A 19,759-nucleotide genomic window follows, 5' to 3' on the forward strand; every position below is an offset into this window, starting at 1 on the left:
CGCCGGCGCGGCGGCGAGGGTCAAGCCTTGCCGCCGCGCCGAAACAAAAACCATCTCAATCAGTTAACAGGCAAATGTGTGGCGGGGCGTCGCGTATGCGACGCGCTGCCGTTATTTCTTCGCCAACAGCGCCTTGACGAGCGGCGCGTCGATCTCGCCGGTCGGCGTCATCTTGTTGTCGGTCTGGAAGGCCATGATCGCGGTCTTGGTCTTGCCGCCCATCACGCCGTCGGCGCCGCCGGCATCGTAGCCGTTCTTGTTGAGGATCAGCTGGATGTTCTTCACCGCCTTCTTCATGTCGATGCCGGCGGTGGTCTGCGGCGCGCTGTCCTGCCAGGATTCCGGAACGTCGGCCGAGTTGGCGGCGGCGTTGAGCGGCTTGGCCTTCCACAATTCCGTGGCGGCGCGCGCCCGCTCGAGCTGCTCGGGCCGCAGCGCATTGGCGATCTCGTCGCGCTTGGCTGCGGCGTCCTTGTCGCCGGTCTTGGCGACCAGGGCGAACCACTTGTAGGACTCTTCCAGGTTCTGCTTCATGCCGACGCCCTTGGCGGCCAGGATGCCGAGGTTGAACTGGCTGTCCTTGACGCCGAGGTCGGCGGCTTCCTGGAACCAGTGCGTGGCCGATTCATTGTCGGTCACCCCGTCCGCCGCCATGGCGAACAGCACCGCGAGATTGTGCATGGCGCTGGCGTTTCCCTGCTCGGCGGCGAGCTGGTAATAGGTCTTGGCCTTCTTGATGTCGCGCGCGACGCCGATGCCCTTTTCGTAGAAATTGCCGATGCGGTATTCGGCCGGCGCGAAGCCGAGCTCGGCCGACTGCTCGTACCATTTGGCGGCGGCCTTCATGTCTTCCTTCACGCCGCGCGATTCCGCATAGCGCGAGCCGACCTCGAACAGCGCCTTGGCGTCGCCGCCGGCGGCGGCGTCGCGCAGCGCCACCGGACCGATTTCGGAAGGAATGTCGAATTTGCCGGCTGCCGTCCGGCTTGCTGTTGGCGGCACGGCGCCTGTCGTGTCGGCGGAGGTTGCCGCCGGCGCGCCTATTGCCGCGCTGTTCGCTGCCGGACTGGCGGCCACGGACTCCTGGGCTGCCGGCTGCGTGTCGCCGTCCGTATCCGTCGCGGCGGCAGCCGCGGCGGTGGGTTCGGATGGCGTCGCCGAAGCCATCGGCGCCGGTGCGGCCGGCGCTGCAGGCGCCACCGGCGCGGGTGCCGGTTCGGCCAGCGTGGCGGCTGCGCTTTCGGGACTTGCGGGAACAGATGCGGCCGGTGCCGTCTCCTGGACGGGCTCCGCCTGTCTGACGGGACGGGCAGGCGCGCTTTCGGCCTGTGCCGTCGCGGCATCGATCTTCGGTGTGTCGGTCTTCTGCGTGTCGGCCTGTGGCGCGACGGTCGCGTTGAGCGAAGCCGTGTCGACCGTTTGCGTGGAGAGAGCGGGCTGGTTGTTGGCCGTCTCGACCGGATCGGACAGGAAGGCCTTGCCCAACTGCAGGCCGGCCAGAGCCATCATAATGGCCGCCGCCGCCATCAGGATCGGCTTGCGCCGCGCCTTGAGCAGGTCGCCGATCCGCAATGCCTTCACCGGGCCGGTCATGGTCGATTGCCGCTTCAGCGTGTCGGCTTCCGCCGCCGCCGCCTGGGCGGCACGCCGGGCCGCGGCGATGAAATCCGACTTCGCGGCATCGCTGTCGGTGCGCCGGGCCGGCTGGCCGCCGCGCTCGTCGCGCACGCGCTTCATGATGGCATTGAGGTCCGGCGCGCCGGAACCGGGTTCCAATGGCCGGTTGGCCGCCTTGGGGTCGAGCGGTTCGTCGATGTCGACGCTTGGCACGTCGCCGACCGGCGCAGAGCCGGCAAGCGGCTGCGTGTCCGCGTCCTTCTTACCCTTGAAAGCGCGCGCCAGCCCGCTGAACATGGATTTCTTGCGTCCGGCCGTCTCGCTCCTGTCGCCGACCGCATCGGGTCCAAGCGCCGCCATGGCGGCTGCTGCAGCAGCCTCGGCAGGCGTGCGCGGCGCGCTCGGCTCATCGCGCATGATCGCCGCGGCGCGGCCCTCGAGGCTGGCCATGTCCCCGGTGAGCGGCAGCGGCTGGTCGATATCCATCGAAGGCGCGTCCTGCACCGCGATCTTGCCGCCGCGGCCGCCGCGCTTGCTGGCCGGTTGCGGATCGACCAGCTCGCTGACCGCCTCGCTGGTCTCGGTCGCTTCCAGCGAGCCCAGCCTGTCGACAATCTTGAGCAGCGTGTCGTGGATTGCCTCGAAAGTCCGCGAGTTGCGTTCGTCGGAGCGGCGGGTGAGCGCTTCGAGCGTCTTCAGGTCCTGGGCGAGGCCGGCAACGGCGGTCGCGTTGGTCTGGGCCGTGCTGGAGGTCGACTCGGCGAGCGATTTGACGGCGCTCTCGGCCGCCTCGCGCGCCACGCTCAGAATGGAATCGCGCGTGCCGGCCAGCGACTTCTCGATCTCGTTGAGGCGCGGGCTGATGTCTTCGAACTCGGGCAGCGGCGTGCCGGGCCTGGAAAGATGCGCCGACAGGCCGGCGACCTGCGCTTCCAGGCTGCGGATCAGCGCCGGATCGATGCCGGCGACCTGCTGCGCGGACGATTCCAGCCGGCTGGAGATATCCTCGAGCCGGCTTTCCAGCCCGCGGATAGCCATGTCGCTGGCGGGATCGGGCGCGCGCGTCTCGATGCGCTTGGCCAGAGCGGTGAAGCGGGCGTCGATCGCTTCCATGATGCCGGCGCTGTCGTCCTGGCGCATGCGCTGGTCGAGCCTGTTCGCCACTTCGTCCAGCCGACGCTCGAGATCGTGGAACAACGCGTTGCTTTGTTCGATTGCGTCTCCCTGGCGGCGCTCGAGCAGCATCGACAGCGCGTCGAAGCGCTGCTCCAGGCCCTGGAAGATCTGGTCCGCGTCGGGCATGGCCGGCGCGCGATCCATCTTATCGGTGATGGAAGCGATCTGCTTGCCCAGCCGCTCCATGGCCTGCTCGGGCAGGTCGGTGCGGCCGGCCAGCTGGTCCACGCGGCTGGTGAGAAGATTGAGGCGGTCGAGGACCTCGGCGCCGGGCCGCGACTGCGCGACCTCTTCGATCTGCACCGCCAGCGAGGCCATGCGCTTCTCGATCCGGCCAAAGGTCTCGGGGTCGAAGGCATTCGCCTGCGCGGCAACCGTCGATGCGACGATGGCGCGGGAAATCTCGTCCAGCCGCTCGTCGATCATGGCGAGCGTTTCGCCGCCGCGCGCGGTCTGCTGGCCGGCGAAGCGGTCGACTGCGCCGGCAAGCGTGCGCACCTTTTCCTCCAGCGAGCGCAGCGAAAGCGATTCCGGCAGGCTGTTGACGGCGCTGCTGATCTGCTCGAGCCGGTCGGTCAGCACTGAAAGGCTAGGGCCTTCGGCGCGCTTGCGCTGGTCGGCGTCGACACGGTCCTCGAAAGCGCTCCAGCGGCGGTCGAAATCGTCCCAGCGGCGGTCGACCTTCTGCACGCTTTCCTCGCGCGCCAGCGTGTCCAGCGCGCCCTTCACCTGTTCAAGTTCCAGCCGCAGCAGATTGACGCTGCGGTCGTCGCTTTTTTCGGCGAGCGACTGGATCGCTCCCGAAAGCCGCTCGAATTCGAGGCCGAGCTCGGCGCTGCTCTTGTCGGGCATCGCGCCGCGCTGGCTGTTGGCCTGCAGGGCGCGGTCGATATCCTGGCGGAACGCTTCGAACTCGCGCTGCAGGCCGGCCGTCATCTGGTGGCGCAGTTCCTCCCGCAGACCGCGCAGTTCGACCGCGATCTTGCCGACGATGGCGACGCTGTCTTCCTGGCCGCGGACCCGGTCGATGTCGCGCGCGATTGCCTGGTAGGCGGGCGAGGGGTTCTGCGGGGCGCGCTCCTGCGGCCGCGGGCTCTGCGGTGCCGGATTCTGCGGCGCACGGTCCAGGGGCCTTTGCGCGGAATAGGGATCCTCATACCAGCGCGGCGCCTGGCCGTAGGGCTGCGCGCTTGGGTAACGCGGTTCGGCGGTCGGTCGCTGCGGGTTGGGGCGGTCGGGCATGTCGGCGCGCGTTCGGTCCAGCCTCTGCTCCAGCGTTTCGAGCGAGCGGTTCAGTTCTTCGAGCGAGGCATGCGGCCGGCGCTGCCTGCCGGCGTTGAGTGTATCGAGATAGGACCGCTTGCTGTTCATCGATGCGCCCGTGTTCAGAGTGGCCGGCCAAAGACCGGTTTCCCAGTAGCCTGCCGGGTACGAAGCGAGCCGAGCGGTTTTGCTGCGGAGGAAGACGAGCTTCCCGGGTTTTACCCGCACTTCGAAAACCGTGAAAAATTCGCTACAGGATAACCACGGGTGACCGACATGCGCACATTTCGCCCAACGTGGTAAACAAGGCGTTAACCAAGCTTAAGAAGTCGCGTATAAATCGTGAGCCGCCTGACAAGCCGGTACCTGGGTGCGGCATAAAGGTTCGCTTTTACAACGCCCTTGCGTCACCCTGCGGCTGTCGATATAGGATTGACGTAAACGTAAAAGGTGCGAAGCCGTGCCTCTTGCGATTGATTTGTTGTTGCAACCACGATTGGAAGCACGCCCCCGCTTCCATTCAGGCGACGCTTGGTCCGCGACCGCGACGCCACCAGGGGAAAGCCAGTGACCATGAAACTCGTTTCGCCCGGCGAAGCCGCGGCCAATACCAATGACATTCCGGCCGAGGCCGGCGAGGAATTCGTCCGCATCGGTGAGATGGCCAAGAAATACGGCGTGACGCTGCGCACGCTGCGTTTCTATGAAGACAAGGGCCTTCTCAATCCTCATCGCGACGGCTCGACCCGTCTCTACACGCGCCGCGACAAGGCTCGGCTGAAGCTGATCCTGCTCGGCCGCAAGGTCGGGTTCTCGCTGCGCGACGTCAAGCAGATGATGGATCTCTACGATCCGACCGGCACCAACACGAAGCAGCTGCGGTTGGCGCTCGACAAGTCGGAGAAGCAGCTCGCCCGTCTGCAGAAGCAGCGGGCGCTGATCGACGATGCTATCGGCGAGCTGAGCAACTCGATGTCGGTCGTGCGGCAGATGCTCGTCGAGCGCACCGCGCCGGCGCAGGCCAGCGCCGCCGGCTGATCGCCCGCTTTTCCGGAATACCCGGACGAAGAAAGCCGCGTGGCCATGGCCGCGCGGCTTTTTTGTCGTCACAATGCCTGACCGCTCACAAAAATTTTTGGCTGCGACGAAGTTGACGTTTACGCAAACGTCAATATTTGCTATCGCAGCATCGACATTGGCCGGTCTCCCTGTCCAGGACAGGCGACTTGCCGGCCGGGACTGTAAGGGTGGAGGAAGGCATGACGATCTACAGGGCGCCGATCCAGGACACGCTCTTCGTGCTCAACGACGTACTGGGCTATCAGCGCTATTCCAATCTTCCGGGCTTCTCGGACGCGACGCCCGATGTGGTCGAGGCTATCCTCGCCGAAGGCGCCAAGCTCGCCGAGAACGTCATGCATCCGCTGAACCGGGTTGGCGACATGGAAGGCTGCGTGCGCCATGACGACGGCTCGGTGACGACGCCCAAGGGCTTCAAGGACGCTTATGACCAGTATCGCGAGGGCGGCTGGATGGGGCTTGCAGCACCCGCCGAGTTCGGTGGCCAGGGCCTGCCCTATGCGGTCCACACCGCCGTCTCCGAATACATGATCTCGGCCAACATGGCGCTGATGATGTATCCCGGCCTGACGCAAGGCGCGATCGCGGCCATCGTCACCCATGGCACGGACGAGCAGAAGGCGACCTGGCTGCCGAAGCTGATCGAGGGCGGCTGGACCGGCACCATGAACCTCACCGAGCCGCATTGCGGCACCGATCTCGGCCTGCTGCGCACCAAAGCTGTTCCTAACGGTGACGGCACTTACAGGATTTCCGGCCAGAAGATCTTCATCTCCGCCGGCGAGCACGACATGTCGGACAACATCGTCCATCTGGTGCTGGCCCGCGTCGAGGGCGCGCCGGAAGGCGTCAAGGGCATCTCGCTGTTCATCGTGCCGAAGTTCAAGCTCGATGCCACGGGCAATCCCGGTGAGCGCAACACGCTCTCCTGCGGCTCGATCGAGGAGAAGATGGGCATCCACGGCAACTCGACCTGCGTCATGAACTATGACGAGGCCGAGGGCACGCTGCTCGGCGAATTGAACGGCGGCCTGAAGGCCATGTTCACGATGATGAACGAGGCCCGCCTCGGGGTCGGCCTGCAGGGGCTTTCGGTCTCCGAGATCGCCTACCAGAACGCCGTCTCCTACGCCAAGGACCGGCTGCAGGGGCGCTCGCTGTCGGGTGCCAAAGCGCCGGACAAGAAGGCCGATCCGATCATCGTCCATCCCGACATCCGCCGTTCGCTGATGACCATGAAGGCCTATAACGAGGCCGGCCGCGCGCTGGCATTGTGGACGGCGATCAAATCCGACGTCGCGCATCGTTCCGGCGACGACAAGGATCGCCAGGCGGCCGACGATTACACCGGCCTGATGACGCCGGTGGTCAAGGGCGTGCTCACCGACAAGGGTTTCGACCATGCGGTGATGGCCCAGCAGGTGTTCGGCGGCCACGGCTATATTGAAGAGCACGGCATGAGCCAGTTCGTGCGCGATGCCCGCATCGCCATGATCTATGAAGGCGCCAACGGCATACAGGCGCTCGACCTCGTCGGCCGCAAGCTGGCGCAGAATGGCGGCCGCGCCGTGCAGGCCTTCTTCAAGGAGGTCGGCGAGTTCTGCGAGGAGAATCGCGCCGATGAGAAGATGGCGCCCTTCACCAAGGCGCTGAAGAAGGGCCTCAACGACCTGCAGGCTGCTACCATGTGGCTGGTGCAGAACGCCATGGCCAAGCCCGACAATGCAGGCGCCGCCTCGACCGACTACATGCATCTCTTCGGTCTGGTGGCGCTGGGCTATATGTGGGCACAGATGGCGAAGTCCGCGCAGGCCAAGCTGGCGGAAGGCGCCAATGGCGCTGCGCCGTTCTACGACACCAAGCTGGTCACGGCGCGCTTCTTCATGGAGCGCATCATGCCGGAGACGGCGACGCGGCTTGCCGGCATTTCCAGTGGCGCGGACACGCTGATGGCGCTGCCGGCGGAAGCGTTCTAGGTTCGGCGGGCCGGCGCCGCCGGCCCACAATCGTCGGAACGCGGAGGAAATCGTGGCGACAAATCCAGCCGAAATTCTTGGTCTTCCGAAGCCCGCCTGGGCGGCGGAGGAGGTCGGCATGCTCTACGACATGGCGTCCCGCTTCATGGCCGAAGAGATCGCGCCGCGCTATGACGAGTTCGAGAAGAACGAGATGTTCGACCGAGAGAGCTGGCTGAAGGCGGGCGCCGCCGGCCTGCTCTGCGCTTCCATGCCGGAGAAATATGGCGGCTCGGGCGGGACTTTTGCGCATGAGAGCGCGATCATCGAGGCGATCGGCCATGTCGGCGTCGACGGTTTCGGCATCGGCCTGCACAATTCGATCATCGCACCCTACATTCTTCATTACGGCTCAGAGGAGCAGAAGCAGAAATGGCTGCCGAAGCTTGCGACCGGCGAGCTTATCGGCGCCATCGCCATGACCGAGCCTGGCGCCGGCTCCGATCTGCAAGGCGTCAAGACCCGTGCCGAGAAGGACGGCAACCATTACAAGATCAGCGGTTCGAAGACCTTCATCACCAACGGCCAGCTCGCCAACCTGATCATCGTCGTCACCAAGACCGATCCGGACAAGGGCGCCAAGGGCACCTCGCTGATCATCGTCGAGACCGACGAGGTCGAGGGTTTTCAGCGCGGCCGCAACCTCGACAAGATCGGGCTGAAGTCGAACGACACGTCCGAGCTGTTCTTCAACGACGTGCGTGTGCCGACTTCGAACCTACTCGGCCACGAGGAGGGGAAGGGCTTCGTTCAGCTGATGCAGCAATTGCCACAGGAGCGCCTGCAGATCGGCACTGGCGCGATCGCCATGATCGAGCGGGCGCTGGCGCTCACCATCGATTACGTCAAGGAACGCAAGGCCTTCGGCAAGGCTGTCATCGATTTCCAGAACACCCAGTTCAAGCTGGCCGAACTGAAGACCGAGGCCACGATCGGCCGCGTCTTCTACAATGACTGCGTTGCCCGCCACATCGACGGCGGCCTCGACCCGGTCACGGCCTCGATGGCCAAATACTGGCTCAGCGACCTGCAGGGCAAAGTCGTCGACGAATGCCTTCAACTGCATGGCGGCTATGGCTACATGAATGAATATCCGATCGCCCGCATGTACCGCGACGCCCGCGTCCAGCGCATCTATGGCGGCACCAATGAGATCATGAAATTGCTGATCGGGCGCTCTCTCTGAGCGCGGCGGCCGGCAAAGCCAAGGAGCACGAAAATGACTGAGGCTTACGTCTATGACGCCGTGCGCACGCCGCGCGGCAGGGGCAAGAAGGATGGCTCGCTGCATGAGGTGCCGGCGGTGCGGTTGGCCGCGAAGACGCTTGAGGCGCTGCGCGACCGCAACGGGCTCGACACCGGCAATGTCGACGACATCATCTTCGGCTGCGTCGACCCGGTCGGCGAGGCGGGCTCCGTCATTCCACGCGCCGCCGCCTTCGAGGCCGGCTACGATACCAAGGCGCCCGGCATGCAGATTTCGCGTTTCTGCGCCTCGGGTCTCGACGCCATCAATTTCGGCGCCGCCAAGATCGCGCAAGGGGCGGACGAGATCGTCATTGCCGGCGGCGTTGAATCCATGTCGCGCGTCGGCATGGGCATGTCCGGCGGTTCCTGGTTCATGGACCCGTCCGTCGGCCTGCCCGGCTGGTTCGTGCCGCAGGGCATCTCGGCCGACCTGATCGCCACGAAATACGGTTTTTCCCGCGACGACGTCGACGCCTATGCCGTCGAGAGCCAGAAGCGCGCCGCCAAGGCCTGGGGGGAGGGTCGCTTCAAGAAGTCGGTGATCCCGATCAAGGACCAGAACGGCCTTACCATTCTCGACCATGACGAGCACATGCGGCCTTCGACCGACATGCAGTCGCTTGCCTCGCTTAACCCGTCCTTCGTCATGCCGGGCGAGATGGGCGGCTTCGACGCGGTCGCCGTGCAGAAGCATCCGGAGGTCGAGGAGGTGAACCACGTCCACCACGCCGGCAATTCGTCCGGCATCGTTGATGGCGCCGCCGCCGTGCTGCTCGGTTCCAAGAAGGCCGGCAAGGCGATGGGCCTGAAGCCCCGCGCGCGCATCCGCGCCTTCGCCAATATCGGCTCGGAGCCGGTGCTGATGCTGACCGGTCCGGTCGACGTCACCGAGAAGCTGTTGAAGCGCGCCAAGATGAAGCAGTCGGACATCGACCTGTTCGAGCTCAACGAGGCCTTCGCCTCCGTCGTGCTGCGCTACATGCAGGCCTTCGACATCCCGCATGACCAGATCAACGTCAATGGCGGCGCGATCGCCATGGGCCATCCGCTCGGCGCCACCGGCGCCATGATCCTGGGCACGGTGCTGGACGAGCTGGAGCGCCGCGACCTCAACACCGCGCTGGTCACGCTCTGCATCGGCGCCGGCATGGGTACCGCCACCATCATCGAACGCGTCTGAGGGAGAGAAGAGATGAGCTACACCAATTTCACCCTCGACGTGGACGCCGACGGCATTGCCTTGATCACCTGGGACATGCCGGATCGCTCGATGAACGTCTTCACCGAAGAGGTGATGCGCGAGCTGAACGCCATCGTCGATAAGGTGGCCGGCGATGCCGCCATCAAGGGCGCGGTCATCACCTCCGGCAAGGATACATTCTCCGGCGGCGCCGACATCACCATGCTGCAGAAGATGTTGGCCACCTTCGCCGCGGATAAAGAGAAGGATCTCGACAAGGCGACCAAGGCGCTGTTCGACAATGCCGGCTATATGACCGGCCTGTTCCGTAAGATCGAGACCTCCGGTAAGCCTTGGGTGTCGGCGATCAACGGCACCTGCATGGGCGGCGCCTTCGAGATGTCGCTCGCCTGCCACGGCCGCGTCGCAGCCGACAGCGACAAGGTGAAGATGGCGCTTCCCGAAGTGAAGATCGGCATCTTCCCGGGCGCCGGCGGCACCCAGCGCGTACCGCGGCTGACAGACCAGCAGCAGGCGCTGCAGATGCTGACCACTGGGCAGAATCTCACGCCGCAGAAGGCGAAGCAGATGGGCCTGATCCACGAGATCGCCCCGCCTCCGAAGCTTATCGAGGCCGCCAAGGCGATGATCAAGAACGGACTGAAGCCGGTGGCGCCCTGGGACGAGAAGGGCTTCAAGCTGCCGGGCGGTCCGATCTATTCGGCGGCCGGCGCGAATCTCTGGCCGCCGGCCATCGCCATTCTGCGCCGCGAGACCTACGGCAACTATCCGGCCGCGGCCGCGATCCTGAAATGCGTCTATGAAGGCCTCTTGGTGCCCTTCGACACCGCGCTCAGGATCGAGCAGCGCTATTTCACCGAGATCATGCAGTCGAAGGAAGCGGCGGCGATGATCCGCTCGCTGTTCCTGTCGCTGCAGGAACTGAACAAGGGCGCGCGCCGCCCGGCCGGCGTGCCGGACACCAAATTCAAGAAGATCGGCATTCTCGGCGCCGGCTTCATGGGCGCCGGCATCGCTTATGTCACGGCAAAGGCCGGCATTCCGGTGGTGCTGCTCGACCGCGATCTGCCTTCGGCCGAGAAAGGCAAGGCGCATTCCGACAGCCTGATGGCCGATCAGGTCAAGAAGGGCCGCGCCAAGCCGGAAGACAAGGACAAGCTCCTGTCGCTGATCATGCCGACGGCGGACTATGCCGACCTTGCCGGCTGCGACCTCGTCGTCGAGGCGGTCTTCGAGGATTCGGGCGTGAAGAAGGATGCCACCGAGAAGGCCGAGGCGGTGCTGAAGTCGTCGGCGATCTTCGCCTCCAACACCTCGACCATTCCGATCACCGCCTTGGCGAAGAATTCGGCGCGGCCGAAAAACTTCATCGGCATCCACTTCTTCTCGCCGGTCGACAAGATGATGCTGGTCGAGATCATCCTCGGCAAGAAGACGGGCGACAAGGCCCTGGCCGTGGCCTTCGACTTCGTGCGCGCCATCAAGAAGACGCCGATCGTCGTCAACGACACGCGCGGCTTCTACGTCAACCGCTGCGTGCTGCGCTACATGTCGGAAGCCTACAAGATGCTGATCGAAGGCGTGCCTGCGCCGATGATCGAGAATGCCGCAAAGGCCGCCGGCATGCCGGTCGGCCCGCTGGCGCTGACCGACGAGACGGCCGTCGACCTTGCCCAGAAGATCATGAAGCAGACCATCCGGGATCTCGGCGAGAAGGCCGTCGACCCCAGGCAGATGGCGCTGATCAACACCATGGTCGACACGCATGGCCGTTTCGGCCGCAAGAACGGCAAGGGCTTCTATGACTATCCGGCGAAGCCCGCGAAGAAGAAGCTCTGGCCGGGCCTGAAGGACCTCTACCCGCAGCTCAACCCCGACAAGGTCGACTATGAGGAGCTGAAACAGCGCCTGCTGGTCACCATCGCGCTGGAAGCGGCGCGCGTGATGGAAGAAGGCATCGTCACCGATCCGCGCGAGGCGGATGTCGGCTCGATCCTTGCCTTCGGCTTTGCGCCCTTCACCGGCGGCGCCCTGTCCTATATCGACGGCATCGGCGCCAAGCGTTTCGTCAAGATCGCCAAGGGCCTGCAGAAGAAATATGGCGCCGAGTTCAAGGCGCCGAAACTGCTGCTCGATATGGCTGAGAAAGGCGAGACCTTCTACCAGCGCTTCGACCCTTACCAGAAGGGTGACGTCAGAGAAGCAGCCTGACCAACCAGCATGTATGTCTGGGGGCGAATGGCACGCACCATGGCCACGGCGTCGAGCCGTGGCCCCTATCGGGTCGGCGAGGAAAGCCGGCTCGCCTTTCGTTGCCTGCCGATCGACATCGACTTCAACCTGCATCTGAACAATGCCCGCTACATGATGCTGGCCGATCTCGGCCGCATCGACATCTTCCTGCGCGTCGGCCTCATCGCGCTGGCGCGCAAGAACGGCTGGGCGCCGATGATCGGCGGCCTGCAGGTCGCCTATGTGCGTGAGATCAAGCTGTGGCGCCGCTTCGAGGTGGTCTCGTCGATCGAGACCTGGGAAGGCACCTCCGTCATCGGCCGGCACCGTTTCGTCCTTGATGGCGGCGAGACGGCGGCGCTGATCCTGACCACAGGCGGCGTCTATGACCGCAGCAGTCGCCGCTTCCTCGACATAGACGAGGTCGTCGCGGCGCTCGGCCGCGCCGCCTGGCCGCGTCTGCCCACCGAAACCGAGCGGGCATTCATGATTTCGCACAAGAATTTGCGCGAGCAGGCCAAGCAGGTCTGATCGTCGGCGATCCGACCCTTCGCCAGTGGACAATCAGATGGTCGCGCGCTAGACAGGCTTGAGGCATTTTTTCCTGTTTTCGAAGGAGAGCGGACTTGCTCTCACACGATCGCGTCTGGGCCGCAATCGACGCTCTCGCCGAGCGCTATTCGCTGTCGGCTTCCGGCCTTGCCCGGCGCGCGGGCCTCGATTCGACGGCCTTCAACAAGTCGAAGCGCCTGTCGTCCGACGGCAGGCCACGCTGGCCCTCGACCGAATCGCTGGCCAAGATCATCGAGGCCACCGGCGCGTCGCTCGAGGAATTCACTGGACTTGTCGAAGGGCGCGCTGCCTCCGTCGCCCAACACCGCAGCGCCGTTCCACTGCTCGGCTTCGCGCAGGCTGGCGCGGGAGGCTTCTTCGACGATGCCGGTTATCCGGCGGGGCAGGGCTGGGATCTGGTCGAGCTTCCGGCACGGGCGACCGAGACCTCATACGCGCTGCAGGTGCAGGGCGATTCCATGCTGCCGCTCTACCGCAATGGCGATGTGCTGATCGTCGAACCCGGCGCGCCGACGCGCAAGGGCGACCGAGTCGTCGTCAAGACCACCGCCGGGGAGGTGATGGCCAAGGTGCTCGACCGGCAAACGGTGAAGTCGATCGTGCTGGTTTCGCTCAACCCCGCCCACCCGGACCGTGACATCCCGACGCGCGACATCGAATGGGTGGCGCGCATCGTCTGGGCGAGCCAGTAGGTTCGGGCCGGTGCGGCTTCTTCAGATCATCCTGACGGTTGTGGCGGTTCCGGTGATGGCTGCGCTCGTCGTGGCAGGCGGCCGCGTGGTCAAGGGGCATGAGAGCGTCATCACGGTCGATCAGATCGATCCCATCGCCGATGCGCTTCCCACCGACGGGGACGATGCGCTCTCCGCTTCCGGCGCGGATACGCTCCCGGAAGAGCCGACGACCTCGGCGATTCCCGCGCCAGCCGCTCCACCGAACCCCGTTGTCCGCTCGAGGGCCATCGATCCCGACGTCGTGGCGCCGCCCGAGCTGTCTGACCAGGAACTCGAACGGGTCGAACCGCGCGCGCCGCTCAGCGATCTGGCGCTGGCCGGACCGCCCAAGCCGCCCAAAACGAAGATGCCGGGCGACTGGAACGGCACCAAATTGTTCCAGCCGGTCGCCACCGCCGCCGGGCTGATCGAGGCGAAGGGCTATGCGGTCGCCGTGTTTGGCGTGGACGCCGTCAAGGCGGACGAAACCTGCAGCGACCAGGGCCAGACCTGGGCCTGCGGCGCGCGCGCCAGGACAGCCTTCCGCGCCTTCCTGCGCGGCCGCGCGGTCGCCTGCGGGGTGCCGCCGGAGGGCGGCCGCGACACCATTTCCGCCGAATGCCATATCGGCAACCAGAACATCGGCCAGTGGCTGGTCGAGAACGGCTGGGCGCGTGCCGTGCAAGGCGGCCCCTATGTCGAGGCCGAGAACAAGGCCCGCTCCGAGAAGAAGGGTATTTTCGGCCCGGCGCCGAAGCTTGACGGCCTGCCGGCGGTGCCGGCCATGGCGGGTCCGGCGCCGGTGGCGCCGGATTCGATCCTGCCGGCCGAGGGCGGTGCCGTTACGCCGCCAACTGACCAGCCAGCGCCCGCTCAATAAGCGCGCGCGTCTCGGCGACGCCGTAGAGCGCGGCGAAGGAGCCGAAGCGCGGTCCGCGTTCCTGCCCGATCAGCACCTGGTAGATCATCTGGAAGAAGGCGACCGACACGCCGGGTCCGCCTTCCGGGCTCTGCTTGGAATGGTCCTGGTAACGCTCGATCTTGCGCGCCACGTTGAGCGCGGCATTCTGGATCGCTTCGCTGTCGGCGCCTTGCGGCAGCGCGCCGAGCGCCTCGGAAAGCCTCGCCAGCGCCTCGCGCTCCACCTCGTCGGCGGCGCGGTAAACCTTGGTCGGCTTCACGAAGTCGTCGAAGTAGCGGATCGCGTAGCCGGTAAGCCGGTCGAGCTCCGGATGCGTCTTCGGTGTCACGCCAGGCGCATGCCGCGAGATGAAACCCCACAGCACCGCCTTGTCATGCGCGTTGGAGGCGCTGACAAGGTTGAGCAGCAGCGCGAAGGGCACCGGCAGCTCGATGGCGGGTGGGTTGCCGTCATGCATATGCCAGACCGGATTGCCGAGCCGCTCCTTCCAGTCCTGGCGCGGATAGGCGCCAAGAAAGGCGTAATATTCGTCCACCGCCTTCGGGATGACATCGAAATAGAGCTTCTTAGCCTGCCGCGGCCGCTGGTACATATAGAGCCCGAGGCTCTCCGTCGGCGCGTAGGTCAGCCATTCGTCGATGGTCAGGCCATTGCCCTTCGACTTCGAGATCTTCTGGCCTTCCTCGTCGAGGAACAGCTCGTAGACGAAATGTTCCGGCGCGCGCCCGCCGAGGATGTTGCAGATGCGGTCGTAGATCGCCGCATTGGTCTGATGGTCCTTGCCGAACATCTCGAAATCGACGCCGAGCGCCGCCCAGCGCATGCCGAAATCCGGCTTCCACTGCAGCTTCACATGGCCGCCGGTGACAGGCAGCGTCGTCTCGGTGCCCTCGTCGTCGAAAGTGATGGTGCCGGCCTTGGCGTCGACATTTATCATCGGCACGTAGAGCACGCGGCCGGTCCGGGGCGAGATCGGCAGGAACGGGCTGTAGGTCGCCTGGCGCTCCGGCCCGAGTGTCGGCAGCATCACGCCCATGATCTGGTCATAGCGTTCGGCGGCGCGCAGCAGCACCTCGTCGAAGCGACCGGACTTGTAGTATTTGGTCGCGCTGGCGAACTCGTAGTCGAAGCCGAACGTGTCGAGGAAGCGGCACAGCATCGCGTTGTTGTGGTCGGCGAAGCTTGCATAGTCGCCGCCGAACGGATTGGGCACCGAGGTCAGCGGCATATGCAGATAGGGCTCGAGCGCGGCGCGGTCCGGCACGTTTTCCGGAATCTTGCGCATACCGTCCATGTCGTCTGAGAAACAGAGGAGCTTGGTCTTGACCTTGTCTTGCGTCAGCACCCGGAAGGCATGCCGCACCATGGTCGTGCGCGCCACCTCGCCGAAGGTGCCGATATGCGGCAGGCCTGACGGGCCGTAGCCGGTCTCGAACAGCACGGTTTCGGGGAAATCCTTGCCCTTGTACCGGGCGATGATTTTTTTCGCTTCCTCGAACGGCCAAGCCTTGCTCTCGGCTGCCGCGGCAAGCATCTCGGGATTGAGATCGATGATGTTTGACCCCGTCATATCGAAGTTCCAGTCATGGCCGTCTTGCGGCGGATAAGATTTGTCGCCCGGTCTCTAGGCGCGACAGGCCGGAGCGTCAACGATTTGCGGCGGTTTTCCTTGCGGCGCCACAATCGCGCTCCTACCTTTGAGCCTCGCTTTCAAATGCATGTCACCCAAAAGTGTGTCGCGGTCTTGGGGAAATGACATGCTCGTTGTTAGGAGTTTTGAATGCCTTTGCTGACGCCGCACGAAGCCTTGATCCACCTGATGGTCATCACCTCGGCTTCCGATCGCGACATGACCGATGTCGAGCTGGCGCGGATCGGCGACGTCGTCCGTTCCTGGCCGGTCTTCGTCGACTTCAACCAGGACAGGCTGATTCCGGTGGCGCAAGCCTGCCAGAAGGCGCTGCATGAGAAGGGCGGTTTGGAAGGCGTGCTGGCGCGCGTTGCCGAAGCGCTGCCGGAGCGGCTGCGCGACACCGCTTACGCCGCCGCTTTCGAGGTCGCCGCCGTCGATCTCGAAATGCGCATGGAGGAGGTGCGTGTCCTGCAGCTAATCCGCCTCAAGCTCGACCTCGACACGCTGACCGTGGCCGCGATCGCGCGAGCGGCCAAGGCGCGCCTACGCACGCTGACTTAGCGTTGGCAGCAACCTTCAGAAGAAGCTGACGGGAAAATAGCGCAGGTAGAACTCGGCGAAGGTGCCCTTGATCGAGATTTCCTGCAGCGCATAGTCGAAGGCGGCGGCCAGCGCCGGATCGCCCGCCCTGGTGGCGATCGCCATGCCCGAGCCCAGATATTCCGGCGCCAGATACGGACCGCCGGCGAATCGGCAGCAGCCGCCCGCGTCGGAGCCGCCCAGCCAGAAGGCAAAGCGCATGCCGTCGCCGAAGGCGGCGTCGACCTTGCCGGCCTTGAGATCGGCATAGAGGGCTTCCGGTGTGTCGAACGTCACCACCTGCACGGTGCTGAAGTAATCGCGCAGCATTTTCTCATGCGCCGAGCCGGCGACAACGCCGACCCGCTTGCTGCGCAGCTTGTCGAGGATCGGCTCGGCGAAGGCCTTCGCCTTTGGCATGATGAAGCGTGCCGGGAACTGCATGTAAGAGCGCGAGAAGGCGTATTTCTCGCGGCTCGCTGGCGTCGCGGCGATGCCGGCAATGATCGCCTCGCCCTCGCCCTTCTGCAGGGCATCCTCCAACTCGTTCCACGGCAGGGCCTGGATCTGGCATTTCTCGGCGACGCCCAACTCCGCGCAGATTGCCCGCGCCAGGTCGATGTGGAAACCGGACAGGCGACCCGAGCCGTCGAGAAAGTTGAAGGGCGGAAAATCGGTGGTTGTGAGGAATCTGAGTCGCGGCAGAGCGGAGAGATCGGGTTTCGGCAACCGCTCCTTGGCGTCCCACAGCACCGGCACCTGCGGCTCCGCCCCTTGAGTCGCGCCGGCAAAGGGCAATACGCCGGCAAGTGCGGACATCAGGGCCAGAGTTATCCACCGCAAGATCACGATATGGCTCCGCCCTCGTCCCCGTTCGCAGGCTTTTCGTATGAAAATGATGCGGGCACAACGGTTTTTGATTTCAAGCGGTTAAATTAAGCGTATGGTTCAACCCGTTGCAAACGACCCTGCGCGCCGGAAGGGGGAAGATACCGGCTTTGCGGAGATCATTGCGACCCGTGGTTGATGGCGAAGGGGTGTTCGAGCGTCTACTATCGGTAACGAAAAAGCAGAAGCAACATGGGGTAGATGTTGCGATGGGCCTGTTTGACAGAACTCTGGAATATATTGACCAGTTGCAGAATGCTGGCACCGCGGCGGCGGTTTGCGAGAGGCTGCTGGGCGTCACTTCGAATTTCGGCCTGACCGCCCTGATGGCGGGAACCGTGCCGCAACCTGGCACGCCACGCGGCCGGCAGAAACAGCATGTGATGCTTTGCGATTGGCCCGGCGAATGGCTGGAGCGCTACGTGGCGCGCAACTATGTCGACCACGATCCGGTCGTCAGTCACATGAAGCAGCTTCAGGCGCCGTTCCAATGGCGGGACGCGTCCAAGAACGCCGTAATCGACAAGAGCAGTGACGAGGTCATGGGCGACGCGCGCCAGTTCAAGCTGCGCGACGGCCTTGCGTTTCCGTTGGTCACGCTCGATGGCCAGATCGTCATGGTCTCGCTGGGCGGTGAATCCGTTGAACTGTCGGACCAGGAATTCGGAATGGTCTCGCTGGCGTCGACCTATGCGATCGGCCGCGCCATGCAACTGCACACCAAGGCCGACAGCGTCGTCGATCATATAGAATTGACGGCACGTGAGCGGGAATGCCTGCAATGGGCGGCCGTTGGCAAGTCCGAATGGGAGATATCTCAAATTTTAGGCATCTCGGAACACACTTCCGAGAAACATCTTCTCAACGCCAAGAGCAAACTCGGCGCAGCCAACCGGGTGCAGGCGGTCGCGGAGGCGATTAGGCGCGGCTATATTAGCTAAGCCGGCCGTGCCGACCTGGAAAATTTCAGCCTGCGCGATTACGTGATATTTTCAGAAATGCGCAGCCGAATCTCCCTCTTGGGAGAGGGCTAATGATTTCTTAACGCCAAATCAAACTGGGCATCCCCGACCGTGTGCGGGCAGTCGCGGAGGCCATTAGGCGTGGCTATATTAGCCGGGTCGGCCGTGCTGGCCTAGAATTCTTGCCTACGCGTTCGCGTAATATTTTGGGGAAAGCCCGGCCGTATCATCCTCTTAAGCCCAGGAGACGGCTAATGCTTTTTGCCCTTACCACTCAGGAATTGATGGAACGCCCCGACCTTTGGGAGGCCGTGCATCGCCTGCGCTACAAGATCTTCGTCGAGGAGATGGGATGGACCGATCTCGACCGTCCCGACCAGCTCGAGATAGATCAGTTCGACCATGACGAGGCCGAGCACCACCTTGTGATCCGCAACGGTGAACTGGCCGGTTACCAGCGCATGCTGCCGACGACAAGACCGCATCTTCTGACGGACGTGCTGTCCGATCTCTGCGAGGGGCAGTCCCCCTCGGGACCGAATGTGTGGGAACTGACCCGCTACGCGGTGGCTCCGGGTTTTCGTGACGGCAAGCGCGGCGTCTCGACGGTCGGCACCGAACTGATTGCCGGCTTCGTCGAATGGGGCCTGAAGCGCGACGTCAACCAGGTCATCATCGAGTTCGAGCCGATGTGGGTGCTGAGAGCCTTGCAGCTGCACTTCCTGGCAAAGCCGCTCGGCTACCAGCGCACCTATGGCAACCAGCAGGTCGTCGCGACACTGCTCACCTTCACCGAGCATACGCTCGAGGTCGTGCGAGCCCGCCGCAACCACTTCCTGCCGGTGCTGAACCGGGGTTATCCGGGCCTGCTCGGCCTGAAGCAGGCTTCGTGAGCGGGGAGGTGGTCATGAGTTTCCATCCCGAACCGGAATTGCGCGGCCATACACTGGTCGTCACCGTATCCTCGCATGACGGCCGGCCGGTGCTAGATCGGCATGCCTATGCGAGCCTTGCCAGGACCTTCCACGAGGCGGCCGTCAATGACGAGGTCCGTGTCGTCATGCTGCGTGGCCTTGCCGGCTGTTTCTGCCTCGGCGGCGATTTTTCGGAGTTCCTCGACGCCACCAAGCACCGGGAACTGATCGCCGCCGTCACCGACATGTTCCGCATGCTGGCGACCTTCCCCAAGCCGGTGCTTGCCTGCGTCGACGGCGATGCCGTCGGCGTCGGCTGCACCATCTTGTTCCACTGCGATATGGTGATTGCCTCGAAGGGCAGCACCTTCAGGGTGCCGTTCGTCGATTTCGGCCTGGTGCCGGACGCGGCGACCAGCATCCTGGCGCCCCAGAAGCTCGGCTATGCCGGCGCCTTCCGCTTCTTCTGCCTGGGCGACACGCTGGGCGCCGAGGACGCCAAGGCTCTCGGCCTTGTCGGCGAGATCGTAACGGAAGGCAGCGCCGAGGAAGCAACGCTGGCGAGGGCGAAACAGCTCGCCAAGAAGCCGGTGGCGGCATTGCTGCAGACGCGGAGCCTTCTCAAGGGCGATACGGCGGTGTTGTGCGATCGTATCGACCACGAGATCACGCTGTTCCAACAGGCGCTTCAGGATGACACCACGCTGAAGCGGCTGCAGCGGATCGCCCGCCTGGCCGCCTGA

15 protein-coding genes are annotated in these 19,759 nt (G+C 64.5%); 12 read left to right on the top strand and 3 right to left on the bottom strand.

Going from position 1 to position 19,759, the window contains the following annotated elements; genetic code table 11:
- Window positions 1-111 precede the first annotated feature (111 nt).
- On the bottom strand, window positions 112-4,164 hold the full coding sequence (locus E5X34_RS01265; RefSeq protein WP_292559987.1) for an SEL1-like repeat protein: 4,053 nt from the start codon (window positions 4,162-4,164) through the stop codon (window positions 112-114).
- A 465-nt stretch (window positions 4,165-4,629) separates the two neighbouring features.
- Here E5X34_RS01265 and E5X34_RS01270 point away from each other — a divergent pair, with 465 nt between their 5' ends.
- From E5X34_RS01270 to E5X34_RS01305, 8 genes are all read left to right on the top strand, one after another.
- Complete coding sequence (locus E5X34_RS01270) at window positions 4,630-5,094, top strand: MerR family DNA-binding transcriptional regulator (protein WP_126062803.1); 465 nt, start codon at window positions 4,630-4,632, stop codon at window positions 5,092-5,094.
- A 221-nt stretch (window positions 5,095-5,315) separates the two neighbouring features.
- The gene (locus E5X34_RS01275) at window positions 5,316-7,112 is read left to right on the top strand and encodes an acyl-CoA dehydrogenase (RefSeq protein ID WP_292559990.1); all 1,797 of its coding nucleotides are present in this window, start codon (window positions 5,316-5,318) and stop codon (window positions 7,110-7,112) included.
- 52 nt (window positions 7,113-7,164) lie between these two features.
- Window positions 7,165-8,337: an acyl-CoA dehydrogenase family protein gene (locus tag E5X34_RS01280; RefSeq protein ID WP_292559992.1), complete on the top strand. Its 1,173-nt coding sequence runs from the start codon at window positions 7,165-7,167 to the stop codon at window positions 8,335-8,337.
- A gap of 33 nt (window positions 8,338-8,370) precedes the next feature.
- The gene (locus tag E5X34_RS01285) at window positions 8,371-9,579 is read left to right on the top strand and encodes an acetyl-CoA C-acetyltransferase (RefSeq protein ID WP_292559995.1); all 1,209 of its coding nucleotides are present in this window, start codon (window positions 8,371-8,373) and stop codon (window positions 9,577-9,579) included.
- A 12-nt stretch (window positions 9,580-9,591) separates the two neighbouring features.
- Window positions 9,592-11,811, top strand: coding sequence for a 3-hydroxyacyl-CoA dehydrogenase NAD-binding domain-containing protein (locus E5X34_RS01290; RefSeq protein WP_292559998.1), 2,220 nt, complete (start codon window positions 9,592-9,594; stop codon window positions 11,809-11,811).
- A 9-nt stretch (window positions 11,812-11,820) separates the two neighbouring features.
- Window positions 11,821-12,363: a thioesterase family protein gene (locus E5X34_RS01295; RefSeq protein WP_292560000.1), complete on the top strand. Its 543-nt coding sequence runs from the start codon at window positions 11,821-11,823 to the stop codon at window positions 12,361-12,363.
- Window positions 12,364-12,458: 95 nt separating this feature from the next.
- Window positions 12,459-13,097, top strand: coding sequence for a helix-turn-helix transcriptional regulator (locus E5X34_RS01300; protein ID WP_126062797.1), 639 nt, complete (start codon window positions 12,459-12,461; stop codon window positions 13,095-13,097).
- Window positions 13,098-13,107: 10 nt separating this feature from the next.
- The gene (locus E5X34_RS01305) at window positions 13,108-13,998 is read left to right on the top strand and encodes a thermonuclease family protein (protein WP_292560003.1); all 891 of its coding nucleotides are present in this window, start codon (window positions 13,108-13,110) and stop codon (window positions 13,996-13,998) included.
- Here E5X34_RS01305 and E5X34_RS01310 read toward each other — a convergent pair.
- A complete protein-coding gene (locus tag E5X34_RS01310; protein ID WP_292560007.1) occupies window positions 13,961-15,610 on the bottom strand; it encodes a lysine--tRNA ligase in 1,650 nt (549 codons plus the stop codon). The two genes, E5X34_RS01305 and E5X34_RS01310, sit on opposite strands and share 38 nt — an antisense overlap.
- Before the next feature lie 210 nt (window positions 15,611-15,820).
- Here E5X34_RS01310 and E5X34_RS01315 point away from each other — a divergent pair, with 210 nt between their 5' ends.
- A complete protein-coding gene (locus E5X34_RS01315; protein ID WP_278157998.1) occupies window positions 15,821-16,234 on the top strand; it encodes a tellurite resistance TerB family protein in 414 nt (137 codons plus the stop codon).
- A gap of 15 nt (window positions 16,235-16,249) precedes the next feature.
- Here E5X34_RS01315 and E5X34_RS01320 read toward each other — a convergent pair whose 3' ends face one another.
- Entirely contained in the window at window positions 16,250-17,071 is an 822-nt protein-coding gene (locus tag E5X34_RS01320) for a transporter substrate-binding domain-containing protein (protein ID WP_292560012.1), read from the bottom strand.
- Window positions 17,072-17,349: 278 nt separating this feature from the next.
- On the opposite strand from E5X34_RS01320, the gene E5X34_RS01325 reads away from it, so the two are divergent.
- The 3 genes from E5X34_RS01325 (at window position 17,350) to E5X34_RS01335 (ending at window position 19,759) form a co-directional block, all read left to right on the top strand.
- Window positions 17,350-18,081: a LuxR family transcriptional regulator gene (locus E5X34_RS01325; RefSeq protein ID WP_126064819.1), complete on the top strand. Its 732-nt coding sequence runs from the start codon at window positions 17,350-17,352 to the stop codon at window positions 18,079-18,081.
- Between the two features lie 275 nt (window positions 18,082-18,356).
- Entirely contained in the window at window positions 18,357-18,995 is a 639-nt protein-coding gene (locus E5X34_RS01330) for an acyl-homoserine-lactone synthase (protein WP_292560018.1), read from the top strand.
- A 14-nt stretch (window positions 18,996-19,009) separates the two neighbouring features.
- Window positions 19,010-19,759 carry an enoyl-CoA hydratase-related protein gene (locus E5X34_RS01335; protein ID WP_292560020.1) on the top strand — a complete coding sequence of 250 codons (750 nt, stop codon included), beginning with the start codon at window positions 19,010-19,012 and terminating at the stop codon, window positions 19,757-19,759.

It is taken from the genome of Mesorhizobium sp. (assembly GCF_004963255.1).
Lineage (GTDB): Bacteria > Pseudomonadota > Alphaproteobacteria > Rhizobiales > Rhizobiaceae > Mesorhizobium.

Coding starts and splice junctions, on each gene's coding strand:
- E5X34_RS01265 (WP_292559987.1), bottom strand. CDS start 4,164: ATGAACAGCAAGCGGTCCTATCTCGATACACTCAACGCCGGCAGGCAG.
- E5X34_RS01270 (WP_126062803.1), top strand. CDS start 4,630: ATGAAACTCGTTTCGCCCGGCGAAGCCGCGGCCAATACCAATGACATT.
- E5X34_RS01275 (WP_292559990.1), top strand. CDS start 5,316: ATGACGATCTACAGGGCGCCGATCCAGGACACGCTCTTCGTGCTCAAC.
- E5X34_RS01285 (WP_292559995.1), top strand. CDS start 8,371: ATGACTGAGGCTTACGTCTATGACGCCGTGCGCACGCCGCGCGGCAGG.
- E5X34_RS01290 (WP_292559998.1), top strand. CDS start 9,592: ATGAGCTACACCAATTTCACCCTCGACGTGGACGCCGACGGCATTGCC.
- E5X34_RS01295 (WP_292560000.1), top strand. CDS start 11,821: ATGTATGTCTGGGGGCGAATGGCACGCACCATGGCCACGGCGTCGAGC.
- E5X34_RS01310 (WP_292560007.1), bottom strand. CDS start 15,610: ATGACGGGGTCAAACATCATCGATCTCAATCCCGAGATGCTTGCCGCG.
- E5X34_RS01315 (WP_278157998.1), top strand. CDS start 15,821: ATGCCTTTGCTGACGCCGCACGAAGCCTTGATCCACCTGATGGTCATC.
- E5X34_RS01320 (WP_292560012.1), bottom strand. CDS start 17,071: ATGTCCGCACTTGCCGGCGTATTGCCCTTTGCCGGCGCGACTCAAGGG.
- E5X34_RS01325 (WP_126064819.1), top strand. CDS start 17,350: ATGGGCCTGTTTGACAGAACTCTGGAATATATTGACCAGTTGCAGAAT.
- E5X34_RS01330 (WP_292560018.1), top strand. CDS start 18,357: ATGCTTTTTGCCCTTACCACTCAGGAATTGATGGAACGCCCCGACCTT.
- E5X34_RS01335 (WP_292560020.1), top strand. CDS start 19,010: ATGAGTTTCCATCCCGAACCGGAATTGCGCGGCCATACACTGGTCGTC.